Source organism: Pseudonocardia sp. N23, assembly GCF_002583555.1.
Taxonomy (GTDB): Bacteria; Actinomycetota; Actinomycetes; order Mycobacteriales; family Pseudonocardiaceae; genus Pseudonocardia.
This window is the reverse complement of record NZ_BEGX01000128.1, coordinates 173,811-187,468: the sequence shown is the minus strand read 5'-3', so window position 1 is coordinate 187,468 and position 13,658 is coordinate 173,811. Positions and strand designations below refer to the sequence as shown.

General features: G+C 73.8%; 13 protein-coding genes. 5 read left to right on the top strand and 8 right to left on the bottom strand.

The genetic code is table 11. The features are described 5' to 3' along the window. The coding region (locus TOK_RS28980) for a hypothetical protein (RefSeq protein ID WP_098961162.1) at positions 1–666 on the top strand (666 nt) is incomplete at its 5' end. A gap of 4 nt (positions 667–670) precedes the next feature. On the opposite strand, the gene TOK_RS28975 is transcribed toward TOK_RS28980, so the two are convergent. The 3 genes from TOK_RS28975 to TOK_RS28965 all read right to left on the bottom strand — a co-directional run bounded on the left by TOK_RS28975 (position 671) and on the right by TOK_RS28965 (position 2,990). Further along, positions 671–1,357 carry a TIGR03943 family protein gene (locus TOK_RS28975; RefSeq protein WP_098961161.1) on the bottom strand — a complete coding sequence of 229 codons (687 nt, stop codon included), beginning with the start codon at positions 1,355–1,357 and terminating at the stop codon, positions 671–673. 19 nt (positions 1,358–1,376) lie between these two features. Beyond that, on the bottom strand, positions 1,377–2,303 hold the full coding sequence (locus TOK_RS28970; protein ID WP_374754944.1) for a permease: 927 nt from the start codon (positions 2,301–2,303) through the stop codon (positions 1,377–1,379). Positions 2,304–2,426: 123 nt separating this feature from the next. Further along, positions 2,427–2,990 (bottom strand): hypothetical protein, encoded by a 564-nt coding sequence (locus TOK_RS28965; RefSeq protein ID WP_098961159.1) that lies wholly within the window; start codon positions 2,988–2,990, stop codon positions 2,427–2,429. 109 nt (positions 2,991–3,099) lie between these two features. Here TOK_RS28965 and TOK_RS28960 point away from each other — a divergent pair, with 109 nt between their 5' ends. The 3 genes from TOK_RS28960 to TOK_RS28950 all read left to right on the top strand — a co-directional run bounded on the left by TOK_RS28960 (position 3,100) and on the right by TOK_RS28950 (position 6,500). Beyond that, complete coding sequence (locus tag TOK_RS28960; protein ID WP_098961262.1) at positions 3,100–3,627, top strand: sigma-70 family RNA polymerase sigma factor; 528 nt, start codon at positions 3,100–3,102, stop codon at positions 3,625–3,627. Beyond that, positions 3,624–4,274 carry an anti-sigma factor gene (locus tag TOK_RS28955; RefSeq protein WP_098961158.1) on the top strand — a complete coding sequence of 217 codons (651 nt, stop codon included), beginning with the start codon at positions 3,624–3,626 and terminating at the stop codon, positions 4,272–4,274. The genes TOK_RS28960 and TOK_RS28955 overlap by 4 nt, the downstream gene beginning before the upstream one ends. A gap of 120 nt (positions 4,275–4,394) precedes the next feature. After that, positions 4,395–6,500: an efflux RND transporter permease subunit gene (locus TOK_RS28950; RefSeq protein WP_172457846.1), complete on the top strand. Its 2,106-nt coding sequence runs from the start codon at positions 4,395–4,397 to the stop codon at positions 6,498–6,500. Positions 6,501–6,792: 292 nt separating this feature from the next. Here the strand turns inward: TOK_RS28950 and TOK_RS28945 are convergent, their stop codons facing one another. After that, a complete protein-coding gene (locus TOK_RS28945) occupies positions 6,793–7,905 on the bottom strand; it encodes a Zn-dependent alcohol dehydrogenase (RefSeq protein WP_098961157.1) in 1,113 nt (370 codons plus the stop codon). A gap of 184 nt (positions 7,906–8,089) precedes the next feature. Between TOK_RS28945 and TOK_RS28940 the strand changes: the two genes are divergently transcribed. Further along, a complete protein-coding gene (locus tag TOK_RS28940) occupies positions 8,090–8,779 on the top strand; it encodes a hypothetical protein (protein WP_098961156.1) in 690 nt (229 codons plus the stop codon). 175 nt (positions 8,780–8,954) lie between these two features. On the opposite strand, the gene TOK_RS28935 is transcribed toward TOK_RS28940, so the two are convergent. From TOK_RS28935 to TOK_RS28920, 4 genes are read right to left on the bottom strand one after another with little or no spacing between them, the layout of a single operon-like run. Then, on the bottom strand, positions 8,955–10,319 hold the full coding sequence (locus TOK_RS28935) for an MFS transporter (RefSeq protein WP_172457845.1): 1,365 nt from the start codon (positions 10,317–10,319) through the stop codon (positions 8,955–8,957). After that, entirely contained in the window at positions 10,316–11,311 is a 996-nt protein-coding gene (locus TOK_RS28930) for an NAD(P)-dependent oxidoreductase (protein WP_141566603.1), read from the bottom strand. Before TOK_RS28930 ends, TOK_RS28935 begins: the two co-directional genes overlap by 4 nt. Beyond that, positions 11,308–12,438 (bottom strand): maleylacetate reductase, encoded by a 1,131-nt coding sequence (locus TOK_RS28925; protein ID WP_172457844.1) that lies wholly within the window; start codon positions 12,436–12,438, stop codon positions 11,308–11,310. The genes TOK_RS28930 and TOK_RS28925 overlap by 4 nt, the downstream gene beginning before the upstream one ends. After that, positions 12,435–13,631, bottom strand: a complete 1,197-nt coding sequence (locus TOK_RS28920; protein WP_098961154.1) for an enolase C-terminal domain-like protein — start codon at positions 13,629–13,631, stop codon at positions 12,435–12,437. Before TOK_RS28920 ends, TOK_RS28925 begins: the two co-directional genes overlap by 4 nt. Positions 13,632–13,658: the final 27 nt, after the last annotated feature.

The window sequence follows — 13,658 nt, the reverse complement described above, 5'->3', positions numbered from 1 at the left end:
GCGGCCGTGAGCACCGTCGCCGTCTCCCGGTTCCTGCTGTCGGACCTGTACCGCTCGCAGCGGGCGGTCGTGCCGATCATCATCCAGGCCGCGCTGCTCGCGATCCTGTTCGGCGGCGACCCCGGCCCGCTCCCGGCGCCCTGGGCGGCGTCGGCGCTCGCGCTCTACCCGATCGCGGCGTGGCTGGGGATCGTCGTCGCCAACACCGAGGACCCGATCCAGCGGCACGTCACGGCCGTCGCCGCGGGCGGGGTGGGCCGGGTCGTCGGCGGGGTGCTGGGGCTGGCCGTCGCGGGAGACGTCCTGCTGTCGCTGATCTCCGTCGTATGGCCCGTGGTCGCGACGCACTACCCGCATCCGCTGCCGGTCGTCGCCCTCGGCCTGGGCGGGCACCTCGTCTGCGCCCTCACCGGCACCGCCGTCGGGCTGCTGTGCGCGCGGCCCGTCATCGGCAAGGTCGGGTGGTCGCTGCTCGCGGCGGGCACGGTCGTCGTCGTGACGGGCACCCAGTCGCACCTGCCGCCGGTCGGGACGGTCGTGCGGGCGCTGACGTCGGGCGGGCCGCCGGGATCGGGCACCGTCGTCGTCACCGGGCTGGTGATCGCGGTCCTGCTCGCCGTGCTGGCCGCGTTCGTGTCGGCGCGGGTCGCGCTGCGGTCGGACTGAGCATTCAGTACTCGTAGGGGTCGTCCGGAGCGGGGACCACCGTGAGGTCCGTGACGTCGAGGCCCGGCGACCACCGGTTGTCCTTCGCCGCCTGCGCGACCACCGTGCCGCGCACCCGAACCCAGGTGTCGACGGGCAGCTGCGCCACCCCGGCCCCGGTGACCCGCAGCGTGTACGGGCGCGCGTCCGCGGCGCAGCACGCGATCGTCATCCGCGCGACCACGACGTCGCCGTCGCGGTGGGCGAGGAAGCCCGTCACGGTCAGGTCGCGGCCGTCGCCCAGCGAGCCGTCGATCGACCGGGCGACCGCCTCCGCGACGCCCAGCTCGGCAGGACCCGGAGGCAACCGGGGGACGTCGACGGCCGCTGCGGTGGCCGTCGGGGTGTGCCGGGCGATCGCGTCCGCCCCCAGCGCCGGTGGTGCGACGAGCGCGATCACCAGGACCGGCAGTACCAGCAACCAGGGCGACGGGCCGGTGCGGTGGTCGTGGCCGTCGGCGGCGGGGACGGCCCGGCCGCGGACGTCGCGGACCGTCGCCACCACGGCGAGCACCACCATCACGCCGCCCGCGCCGATCAGCCACCACCGCTGCGCCGGCCGGACGTAGCGCAGGAACGTGTCGTCGACGGCGATCCGCACCAGCGCGGCGCCGAGCAGGAACAGCACCGCGTGCTGGGTCTCCCGCCGCATCAGCGCTCACCCCTGCACATCAGCGCACCCCGAGCACGAGGACGCCCGCCGCGAGGCCGCACAGCACCGCGACCACGAACGTCGCCGGTGCGAACCGGGCCGCGAAGGCCCGGCCGAACGTGCCGGCCTGCAGCGCGACCAGCTTGACGTCGACAGCCGGCCCGACGACCAGGAACACCAGCCGCGGGACCAGCGGCATCGCCGACAGCGACGCCGCGACGAACGCGTCGGCCTCGCTGCACAACGCCAGCACCACCGCGAGCGCGGCCATGACCAGCACCGCGAGCAGCCAATCGTCGGCCAGCCCCGCCGTCCACGACGCCGGGACCAGCACCGACAGGCACGACGCGACCAGCGCCCCGACCACCAGCAGCCCGCCCGCCGACACCAGGTCGTGCCGCGCCGACTCCGCGAACACCGCCCACCGGTTGCCGCCCTGCGGTGCCGGGGTGCGCACCCGCGCCGCGATCCACTCGGCCCGGCCCGCCCGCTGCCACAACCAGCCCATCACGCACGCCGTCGCCAACGACCCCGCCGCCCGCGCCACCACCATGCCGGGCTCGCCGGGGAACGCGACCGCCGTCGCCACCAGGACGACCGGGTTCACCGCGGGCGCGGCCAGCAGGAACGTGAGCGCCACCGCCTCCGGGACGCCCTGCCCGATCAGCCTGCGTGCCACCGGGACCGACGCGCACTCGCACCCCGGCAACGCGAGGCCCGCGAGCCCAGCCACCGGTACCGCCGCCCCCGTCCGGTTCGGCAGCACCCGGCGCAGCGCCGCCGGCGACACGAACGCCGCGATCGCCCCCGACACCAGCACCCCCAGCACGAGGAAGGGCAACGCCTGCACGCAGATCGCGACGAACACCGTCGCCACCGTGCGCACCACCGGCGCCGCGAGCGCGTCGACGATCCACGGGCGCGCGACGAGAGCCAGGACGAGCAGGGCCGCGAACGCGTACAGCGAGTTCACCCGGGCCGGGTGCTCGGTCGTCGTCACACACCGAATCGTGCCGGACGCGGCCGCCGGGCCGACGCGGAACCGCCGGAGCCGGTCGCAGGTGTTGCGTCAGCCGTTCGCGATGACCAGGTCCGCGTGCCCGGCCGTGCGCTCCCCGGCGTGCCAGGCGTCCTCCTGCGCCGCCCACCGCTCCCGGAACGACGCGTACCCCGGCCAGTCCGGGCGCGCCCGCAACCGCTGCTCCCGCGTCGCCCGGGCGCTGTCCACCCACACCGCGACGTCGGTGAACGGACGCAACGCCGCCGCCCCCGCGCCACAGCCCTCCAGCAGCACGACCGGCACCGGCGCCAGCTCACGCGCCCCCGCCCGGGCCCCACGCGTCCAGTCCCACGGCCACCACCGCGCCGGCCGGCCCTCCGCCAACGGCCGGGCGATCCACTCCACCGCCAACGGAACCGCCGCCGCGAGCCCGTCCCAGCCCGGGTAGATCTCCTCGAGGCTCAGGACCGGCGCCACCAGCGCCCGGCCGACGGCGTCGGCGATCCGCGACTTCCCCGACCCCGAGAAGCCGTCGACGGTGACGAGCCGGGTCCCGCCCGCCGTGCGCGAGGCGCGGTCGCGCAGGGTGTCGATCACGAGCGCGACCTGCTCGTCGAGTCCCGACCCCGTCACGTCGTCATCCTCCCCGGGCCCGCCGGTCGCACGGTCCGGGCCCTCCCCACGGAACGTCGGGCAGGGTGAACCGGTCGGTCCCGCGAACCGTCTGGAGGAGGTGACCGCGTTGCGCCGTCCGCCGGACCCGGCGGAGGAGTACCTCCGAACGCTCTACGAGCAGCTCGGCGGCCCGCTGCACGGCTACGCGCTCAAACTCACCGGCGACCCCGGCCGGGCGGAGGAGATCGTGCAGGAGACGCTCGTCCGGGCCTGGCGCCGCGCCGACCTCCTCGACGCCGACCCCGCCGCGCTGCGCGCCTGGATGTTCACCGTCGCCCGCAACCTCGTCACCGACCAGTGGCGCGCCGCTCGCGCCCGGCCCCGGACGGTGTCCGACGAGGCCGCCCTCGACTCCACCGTCGCACCCGGCGACGACGCCCTCGACCAGGCGGTACAGCGCTGGACCGTCACCGCGGCCCTCGACCGGCTCTCCCCCGAGCACCGGTCCGTCCTGATCGAGACCTACTACGAGGGCCGCTCCGTCGCCGACGCCGCGGCCCGGCTCGGCATCCCCCGGGGGACGGTCAAGTCCCGGACCTACTACGCGTTGCGGGCGCTGCGGCTGGCGCTGGAAGAACTGGGGGCGACGCAGTGACCGGCGACGATCCGATGCGGCTGGAGCTCGGCGCCTACCTGCTCGGCAGCCTCGCGCCCGCGGAACGCTCCGCCGTCGACCGCCACCTCGCGACCTGCGCGGACTGCCGGGCCGAGCTCGCCTCCCTCGCCCCGTTGCCCGGCCTGCTCGGCAGACTGGCACCGGACGAGGCCCGCAACGGGCTCGCCGCCCCGTCGCCGGAGCTGCTGCAGCGCACGTTGCGTGTCGTCGGTGAGCAGCGCCGCCGGGAGCGACGGACCGTCCGACGGTGGCAGGTGCTCACCGCCGCCGCCGCCGTCGCAGCCCTCGCGGGGCTGGGGGTCGCCGTCGTACCGCTGATGACGACGGGCCCCGCCCCGACGCCCATGGCCGCGGCCGCGGGGACCGGCGCCACGGGCTCGGGTGTGCTGGAGGCGAAGACCTGGGGAACGGCCCTGCAGCTCACCCTCACCGGGTTGCCGCCCGCCGGCACCTACCAGGCCTACGCGACCTCTCACGACGGCCGCACCGAGGTCGCGGCATCGTGGGGTGCGACGCCCAGCGGGCGCGCCACCGTCCAGGGGGCCACCGCGATCCAACGGGCCGATCTAGCCGAGGTGGAGATCCGTACCGGCGACGGCCGGCCCCTGCTGACCCTGCCCTGCTGAGGACTGCCTGCTGAGGACTGCGGACCGGTGGACAGGCCGGCTCCGCCGGTCCGCCCTAGTATCCGGGAGGTGTGTCCAGCTGCCGGTGAATCGTCACGTTCGACGACGGGCGACGACTCCGTGACGGCCCCGGGTCCTCCCGGCGACCGCGGACCGGGCGCGCCCCGGGTGCGGCGGTTGTGGCCGGCCGTCGCGCTCGTGCTGGTGGTGTGGCTGGCCGTCGGTGCCGTCGGCGGCCCGTTCCAGGGGCGGCTGGGTGAGGTCCAGACCAATGACAGCAGCACCTTCCTGCCCGCGGACGCCGAGTCGACCCGGGCGGCCAAGGAACAGGAGCGCTTCACCGGCGCCCGGCCGCTGCCCGCAGTCGTCGTCTACGAGCGTCCGGGCGGGCTGACGGCGTCCGACCTGCAGACGATCCGCGCCCGCGCCGCGGAGGCCTCCCGGTCGCCCGACGTGGAAGCCGTCTCCCCGGTGATCCCGTCCGCGGACGGGGCTGCCGCACAGTTCATCGCCTCCTACCCCGCGCAGGCGCGATCAGGTCTCGACGAGGCCGTCCCGCAGCTCCGGGAGACGATGGCGGCGGACCTCCCCGCGGGACTGACCGTGCACGTCACCGGCCCCGCCGGACTGGCCGCCGACCTGAGCGCGGCGTTCGCCGGCATCGACGGCCTGCTCCTCGCCGTCGCCGCAGGCGTGGTCGCACTGATCCTGCTGGTCGTCTACCGGAGCCCGCTGCTGCCCGTGCTGGTGCTGCTGTCGGCGGGTCTGGCGCTGTGCCTGGCGGTGATCGCGGTCTACCTGCTCGCGGACGCCGGGCTGATCACCCTGTCCGGGCAGACCCAGGGCATCCTGTTCATCCTGGTGGTCGGGGCGGCCACCGACTACGCGCTGCTGCTCATCGCCCGGTATCGCGAAGAGCTGCGCCGCACCGAGTCGACCCGGACGGCGATGTCCAGCGCTTGGCGAGCCACCGTCGAGCCGGTCCTGGCGTCGGCGGGAACAGTCGTCCTGGGACTGCTGTGCCTGCTGCTGTCCGGGCTGAACTCCAACCGCGGCCTCGGCCCGGTCGCCGCGCTCGGCATCGTGGCATCGGTCCTCGCCGCGCTGACCTTCCTGCCCGCCGCGCTGCTGCTGTTCGGGCGCGCGGCGTTCTGGCCCTTCCGCCCACGGGCGGGACACCCGGAGTCCGCGAGCGGGTTGTGGGCACGGATCGCCGACGCCGTCGGCCGACGCCCGCGCCGGCTGTGGATCGTGACCGCCCTCGCGCTCGGGGTGCTGGCCGCGTTCGTCCCCCAGTTCCAGGCGTCCGGGGTCGCCCAGTCCGACTTCTTCGTCGACAAGTCGGCGGTCGACTCCGTACAGGGCCAGGAGGCGTTGAGCAGGCACTTCCCCGGCGGCACGGGGTCGCCGGCCGTCGTCGTCGTCGCGGCGGGGACCGAGAACCAGGTCGTCGACGCCGCCCGCACGGTGCCGGGGATCGTCTCGGTCCAGCGTGGCTCCGACCGCGTCGTCGACGGCCGGGTGCAGCTCGACGCGGTGCTCGCCGACCCCGCGGACAGCGAAGCCGCCGTCGCGACCGTCGGCGAGCTGCGACGGAGCCTCGCGACGGTGCCCGGGGCGTCCGCACTCGTCGGCGGCGTCACGGCGACGCAGCTCGACACCCAGGACACCGCCACGCGTGACCTGCGGGTCGTCGTCCCGGCAGTGCTCGTCGTCGTGTTCCTCGTGCTGGCATTGTTGTTGCGCTCGGTGGTCGCGCCGGTCCTGCTGATCGCCACCGTGGTGCTGTCCTTCGCCGCGACCCTCGGCATCGGGGCCCTGGTGTTCAACCACGTCCTCGACCTGCCCGGCGCCGATCCCAGTGTCCCGTTGTTCGCCTTCGTGTTCCTGGTGGCTCTGGGTGTCGACTACAACATCTTCCTGATGAGCCGGGTGCGGGAGGAGACGCGGCAGTTCGGGACCCGGGTGGGTGTGGTCCGCGGCCTGCGCGTCACGGGCGGGGTGATCACGTCGGCGGGCGTCGTGCTCGCGGCCACCTTCGCGGCGCTCGCCGTGCTGCCGATCCTCTTCCTCGTCCAGATCGCCTTCCTCGTCGCTGTCGGAGTGCTGGTCGACACGCTCCTCGTCCGCTCGGTGCTGGTCCCCGCCCTGACCCTCGACGTGGGCTCGCGGGTCTGGTGGCCCTCAGCGCTCGACCGGGCGAGGCGTGACGACGTCGAGTGGTAGCGACCCGTACAAGGTGCCCGGGCGGGACGGGACCCGGCCGGCGGGGACTCCGCGACGGAGCTGTGAATGCCTCGGCGCGGTACGCCGAGTGAGTCGTCATGCGGTGAGGCGAGGGTGCCCGCGACGCCGGGCCGTTCCCTCGTGTCACCGCATCCACCAGCCGCCGGCTTCGCTTGCGGATCATGTCCGGGCCTCGCGATGTGTCCTGCCGTTTCCCAGGATGTCGCCGCCGGGCTGCGGCCGCTGATCTCGACCACACCGTCGCCCGGGAACACGGCGGGGGCGGCCGGGCTCAGTGCTCGTGGACGATGACGCCGCGGATGAGCTCGCCGGCCAGCAGGTCCTCGTAGCCCTCGTTGATCTGGTCGAGGGTGTAGGTGCGGGTGAGCAGCTCGTCGAGCTTGAGCTGGCCGTCGCGGTAGAGCTCGAGGAGGCGGGGGATGTCGGTCGTCGGGTTGCAGTCGCCGAAGAGGCTGCCGCGGATCGTCTTGCGCCACAGCACGGCCTCGGTGCCCGACAGCGAGATCGTCTTGTCCTTGAAGGGGGCGAGCGCGGTGATCACGACCGTCCCGGACTTGCTGATCACCTCGAACGCGGCGTCGACGACGTCGGACGTCACGTTGCCGACGGTGATGATCGCGGAGGTGGCGCCGACGCCACGGGTGAGCTGCTTGGCAAGCTCCAACGCCTCCTCGGCGGTGGCGACGGCGTGCGTCGCGCCGAGGCTCATGGCGGCGTCGCGCTTGAGGGTCGTCGGGTCGACGGCCACGATGTGGCGCGCCCCGGCGAGCCGCGCGCCCTGGACGGCGTTGATCCCGATGCCGCCGATGCCGTAGACGACGACGGTGTCGCCGGGCCGCACGTCGGCGGAGTTGACGGCCGACCCCCACCCGGTGGGGACGCCGCAGCCGACGAGCGCCGCGACCTGGAGCGGGAACTCGGGCTCGATCCGGATGGTCGAGCTCTCGTGGACGACGCCGTAGGTGGCGAAGGCGCCGACCATGCACATCGCGCCGTAGCGGCCGGCCTTGCCCGAGAGCGGCCAGTGCCCGGACGGCAGGTGTCCGCGCATCGTGTACGCGCCCATGTCGCAGAGGTTCTGTCGGCCGATGGAGCACCAGTGGCAGGTGCCGCAGGTCGGGAGGAAGGACGCCACGAAGTGGTCGCCGGGCTTGACCCGGGTGACCCCGGGGCCCACCTCCTCGACGACGCCCGCGCCCTCGTGGCCGAGCACGATCGGCAGCCAGGCGCCCATGTCGCCCTGCTGGATGTGCAGGTCGGAGTGGCAGAGGCCGGTGTGCGTCCAGCGCACCAGCACCTCTCGTTCGCCGGGCGCGGCGAGATCCAGCTCTTCGATCTCGAGCGGCTTGCCGACCTCGTGCAGCACCGCAGCAGTCGTCTTCACGGTCGTGGACCTCCTCGTCGCGACTCCTCGATCCTGCCCCGATCATCGGCCCGTGTCCTGCCCTGTTCGGGGCCGATCGCGTGGACGTGGTCGTCGTCACCTCCCGGTCGTAGAGTCGGGGCCGCCTCCGACCGCCGGGAGTCCCCGTGAGCCGTGACCGTGTGCCCGTCCGACGAGCTGCCGCATGAACGCGCCCGGACCCCGGCAGGCGGGCCGGGACGCCCGGATCGCGGCGGGGGTCGTCGTGTTGCTGGTCCTGGGCGCCGCGGTCGCGGGGGCGTTGTTGCTGCGTAGTGGCGGACCGACGACGTCGGTCGTGGGGCAGGCGAGCCCGCAGGCGGGTGGGTCGCGCGTGATGGCCGGAGGCGGGGGAATACCGCCGCCGACCCTGCCGGTGAGCGGGCTGCAGGCGTCGGCGACCTGCACCTCGGCGCCGAGCCGTGCCTCCGACGGGACGCCGACCGGTTTCGACCCGGGCAACGCCGTCGACGGCCGGCTGGACACCGCGTGGCGTTGCGACGGCGACGGCGCGGGTCGGCAGCTGGTGCTGCGGCTCCCGGGATCGCAGCGGGTGTCGCAGCTGACGATCGTGCCCGGCTACGCGAAGATCGATCCGGGCGACGGGTCGGACCGCTACGTGCAGAACCGGCGGATCACGTCGATGACGGTGGACACCGGGTCCGGCCCGGCGACGCCGGTGTCGCTGGACTCGTCCCCCACGCGGCGCGACCCGCAGACGATCCGCTTCCCCGAGGCGGAGACGTCGACAGTGACGCTGACGATCCTGACCTCGGACCCCGGGCAGCCGGTGGGGACGCAGCCGGCGTCGGACCGGGTCGCGGTCTCGGAGGTCGCGTTCCCCGAGCTGCGCTGACCGCGGGCCGGAGCGGCGTCCGGCGCATCGGTAGCGCGGTCAGAACGTCGCGATCGGGTTCACCGCCGAGCCCGCAGCCGATCATGTGGAGCGGCATCGGCATCCTGGTGGACGGGTAGGGCATCTGCAGCGCCGGAACATGGCGCGCGGCTCGTCGTGGAGAGCAGCGGTGCGCTCACGACGTCCCGCCCGCGGCGGGCGCGAGGTCGTCGGACCCGGGGGCCTCGTGGATCGGGGTCAGGTCGACCCCCTTGGTCTCGGGCAGGGCGAGGACGGCGACGAAGCTCGCGACGGCGAGGAAGGCCATCGCGGCGGCGATCAGCCACGGCACGCCACCGGCGGCGGCCAGGAGCCCGACGGCGATGACGGGCGCGGGCCCGGCGAGGAGGGCGCCGGGGATCTCGCGGCCCAGGCCGAAGCCGCTGAACCGGTACGCCGCGGGGAACAGCTCGGCGTAGTAGGCGGCCTGCGAGCCGAACATGGCCAGGCAGCTGCCGAAGGCCATCGCGAAGGCGATCATGATCAGCGCGGTGTTGCCGGTGTCGATCAGCCAGAAGAAGGGGAACGCGGTGACCGCGCACAGCACGCAGACGACGAGGTAGACGGGTTTGCGGCCGACCCGGTCGGACAGCTTGCCCACCAACGGGATCGCGATCGCGCCGACGGCGCAGCCGAGGAGCAGCGCGACCAGTGTCGTGCTCTTGGGCACGTCGCGGTCGGTGAGGTAGCCCAGTGCGAACGTCTGGATCACGTAGATGTTGAACGCCAGCACGCTGTTGGCGACCATCACGAGCAGCAGTCGGCCGCCCATCGCGCGGATCAGTGTCAGCGCGGGGACCTTGGTGCGGGCGTGGGCGCTCTTGAGGTCGGCGAACACCGGCGACTCGGGAACGCGCAGCCGCAGGAAGAGCCCGAGGCCGACGACGATGATGCTGAGCAGGAAGGGGATTCGCCAGCCCCAGCTCAGCAGCTGGTCCTTGGGCAGCGTCGAGACCGTGGCGCTGACGGCGGCGGCGAGACCGATGCCGAGGAAGACGCCGCAGGCCGGCAGGGCCGCGTAGTAGCCGCGCCGTTTCGCCGGCGCGAACTCGGCGACCATCGTCACCGCGCCGACGTACTCGGCGCCGACGCCCGCGCCCTGGAGCAGCCGGCAGAGGACCAGCAGGATCGGGGCGGCGATGCCGATGGAGCCGTAGGTGGGCAGGCAGCCGATGATCACGGTCGCGATGCCCATCAGCAGCAGCGTCCCGACGAGGGAGAACCGTCGCCCGTACTTGTCGCCGAGGTGCCCGAAGATGATGGCGCCCAACGGTCGCGCGAAGTATCCGACGCCGAAGGTCGCGAACGCCGCGACCCGGCCGGCGGTGCTGGAGAACTCGGGGAAGAACAGCGTCCCGAACACCAGGGCGGCGGCCTGGCCGTAGATCGCGATGTCGTACCACTCGATGAGGCTGCCGACGACCGTGCCGGGGATGAGCCGGCTGCGGGACTCCTCCCACACCTGCTCCCTGGTCGCCGCACTGCTCGCTGCTGTGCTCACTGTGTGCTCCTCTTCGAGCCGGTGGTCACGCCGTTGCGGACGGTGTTGCGCAGCGGGCGTCCCGACGCCAGCCGCTCGATGTTGTCGGCGATCACCGCGTAGCGGCGCCGCGCGAGGGAGCGGGTCCACGCCGACGAGTGCGGGGTGCACCAGGCGTTCGGAAGCTCCCAGAACGGGTGCGCGGCCGGCGCGGGGTCCGGGTCGGCCGCGGTGGGGTAGCGGTACCAGACGTCGAGGATCGCGCCGCCGATCCTGTTGTGGCGCAGCGCGTCCCACAGGTCCTGCTCGTCGACGGTCTCCGCCCGGGAGATGTTGACCAGCACCGCGTCCGACGGCATCGCGTCCAGGAGGGAGGCATCGACCATGCCGCGGGTCTGCTCGGTGAGCGGGCAGGCGACGACGAGCCGGTCGGCCCCGGCGGCGACGTCGCGCAGCCGGGATGTGGGCACCACCTGCGCGAAGTCGTGGCCGGCGGCGCGGTCGTCGACCGCCGTGACCCGCATGCCGAAGGCAGCGGCCCGCGTCGCGATGGCGCGGCCGATCCGGCCGTACCCGACGACGGCGAGGGAGCGGCCGTGCAGCTCACCGTGCTCGACGCGGTGCCGGTAGCGCTCGGCCCAGGTGCCGGGGGTGAACGCGGCCTGCATGTCGGCGGCCCGGATCTCCCACTCCAGCAGTCTGGCCAGAACGAACTCGGCGATCGGAATCTCGTGCTCGAAGACGTTGGCGACGCAGGTGCGGGGGTCCAGCGCGTCGAGGTCGATGCCGTCGAGCCCGGCGCCGGGGACGTGCAGCAGCCGGAACGGGGGCAGGGGCGCCCCGTTCCGGCGCAGTCGTAGCGACACGACGACGTCGTCGACGTCGATCGCGTCGTCGTGGGTGTCGGTCGTGGCGGCGTCGGCGGGCAGCGCGACCGTCTCGACGGAGGGGTCGAGGGTGCGGCGCAGGTCCGCCTCGTGTTCGGCGGCCTCGCCGACGAGGAGGACCCTCACGGCCGTTCACCCGCGGTCGCGGCGTCGATGATCTCCGCGACGACGTCGCCCGTCACGGGGACGGGGTTGCCGGCACGGTTCTGGTCGTGGGTGTCGGGGTGCAGGAACGCGTCGTTCGAGTGGTCGTCGGCCGACACCGAGATCTCGATCGCGCGGGCCCTGTCGGCGGCGTCGAGCCCGACGTCGGCGAGGGTCACGGGCAGTCCGGCGTCGTGGACGAGGTCCCACACGAACCCGGGGAGGTCGTCGGTGCCGACGGCCTCGGCGACCCGGGCGAGCGGGGTGGGGGCGCGGGCGACGAGCACCGCGGTGACGTAGGGGAGCACGACGGCGTGGGCAACGCCGTGGTCGACGCCGAAGCTGCCGCCGAGCATGTGGGCGACGGCGTGCTGCAGCGCGAACCCGCCGGTCAGAGCGGCCCCGCCGAGATAGGCGCCGTAGAGCATCTCGTTGCGCGCCCACAGGTTCGAGGGGTCGGCCAGCAGCCGCGGCAGCGTGCTCGTCAGGACGCGGGCGCCTTCGAGGGCGGCGGGCACGATCAGCGGGCTGACGCTGGAGAGCGCGACGACGTCGATGCAGTGCGCCAACGCGTTCAGCGCGCTCGCGGCGCTCACCGCCGGGGGCAGCGAGACCGACAGCTCGGCGTCGTAGACCACCGTCGACGCGCGCATCGACTGGCTCTCGTGCATGCGCTTGACGCCGTCGATCGTCATGCCGCAGTAGCCGGTCATCTCCGAGCCGGAGTACGTGGTCGGGACGGCGATGATCGGCAGCCCGGACTCGTAGGCGATGCCCTTGCACAGCCCGGTGGCGGCGCCGCCGCCGACCGCGACGAGGCAGTCCGCGCCCATGCCGACGGCCTTGTCGCGCCCGCGGCGGGCCAGCTCGATCGGGACCTGGCTGACGGCCTCGGGCAGCAGCCCGGCGCAGACGTCGCCGATCTCGCCCGCGATCCGGTCGCCCAGCTCGGTGCGCCCGGGTGTGGTGACGACGAGCGCGCGCGACGCACCGAGACGGGTGACCTCGTCGCGCAGTCCGGCGACGCTGCCGGGACCGAACACGACGCGCCGCGGGGTCTGGTTGTGCAGTCCGCCGGGGTGGTCGAACGTGCGGGGGGCGGGCCTCACCAGTCGACCACCGTTCCGTCGGCGAGCACGGCGGAGCTCGAGTGGGGCACCTCCGGCTCGTAGGGGTGCTTCGCGGCCTCGCGCTCGTCGACCTCGACGCCGAAGCCGGGTGCCGTCGGTACCTGCCAGTGGCTCCCGACCCTCGTCATCGGGGTAGAGACCACGTCGTCGTACCAGCTCACCGCGCCAGTCATCTCCTCCTGGATCACGAAGTTCGGGGTGGCCACGTCGAAGTGCAGCGCCGCGGCGCCGGCGATGGGGCCGTTGGGGTTGTGCGGGGCCACGCCGACGCCCTCGACGTCGCACAGCGCGGCGATCCGGCTGCCCTCGAGCAGGCCGCCGGTGTGGTTGAGGTCGGGCTGGGCGACGTGCACGGCCTTGGCGGCGAGGATCGGCAGGAACTCGCGCAGGCTGACCAGGCGCTCGCCCGTCGCGATCGGGACCGGGGAGCGGGCCGTGACGGCACGCAGCGCTTCGGTGTCGCCGGGCTGGACGGGCTCCTCGCAGAACAGCGGGTCGTAGGGAGCCAGGACCTCGATGTACTGGAGGGCGGCGGCGACCGACGCGGTCCGGCCGTGGAAGTCGATCATCACGTCGACGTCGGGGCCGACGGTGTCGCGCAGCGTCGCCATCATCGTGTCGACGTGGCGGCGCTCGGCGGCGACGGTGAGGTGGTGGCCGTAGGGGACGATGACGACCTTGAGTGCGTCGTAGCCCGCCTCGACGACCTTCGTGGCCTTCTCCCGGATCACCCCGGTGTCGACGGTGTCGTAGACCGACGCCATGTCGCCCAGGCCGAGGTGGGTGTAGACGCGAACGGCGTCGCGGGTGCGCCCGCCGAGCAGCCCCCAGACGGGCAGCCCGGCGGACCTGCCGAAGACGTCCCAGAGCGCGTGCTCGATACCGCTGATCGCGGTCGCTCCGATGACGCCGAGCCGGTAGTAGCTGTGCTTGGTCATGACGCGCAGGCACTGCGCGATGTCGCGGGGGTCGCGGCCCAGGATCATCGGGGTGAGGTCCTCGATCGCGCCGACGACCGCGCGGGTCTTCCAGTTCAGGCTCGCCTCGCCCCAGCCGTACAGGCCGTCGACGTTCGTGCGGACCTTCACCAGGATCCAGTTGCGCAGCTGGGCGTTGACCACGAGCGTCTCGACGCCGGTGACCGTGATGGCACCCGGGTCCTCGAGCTGCATCGTCGGTCTCCTTCGTGCCGTCCATCA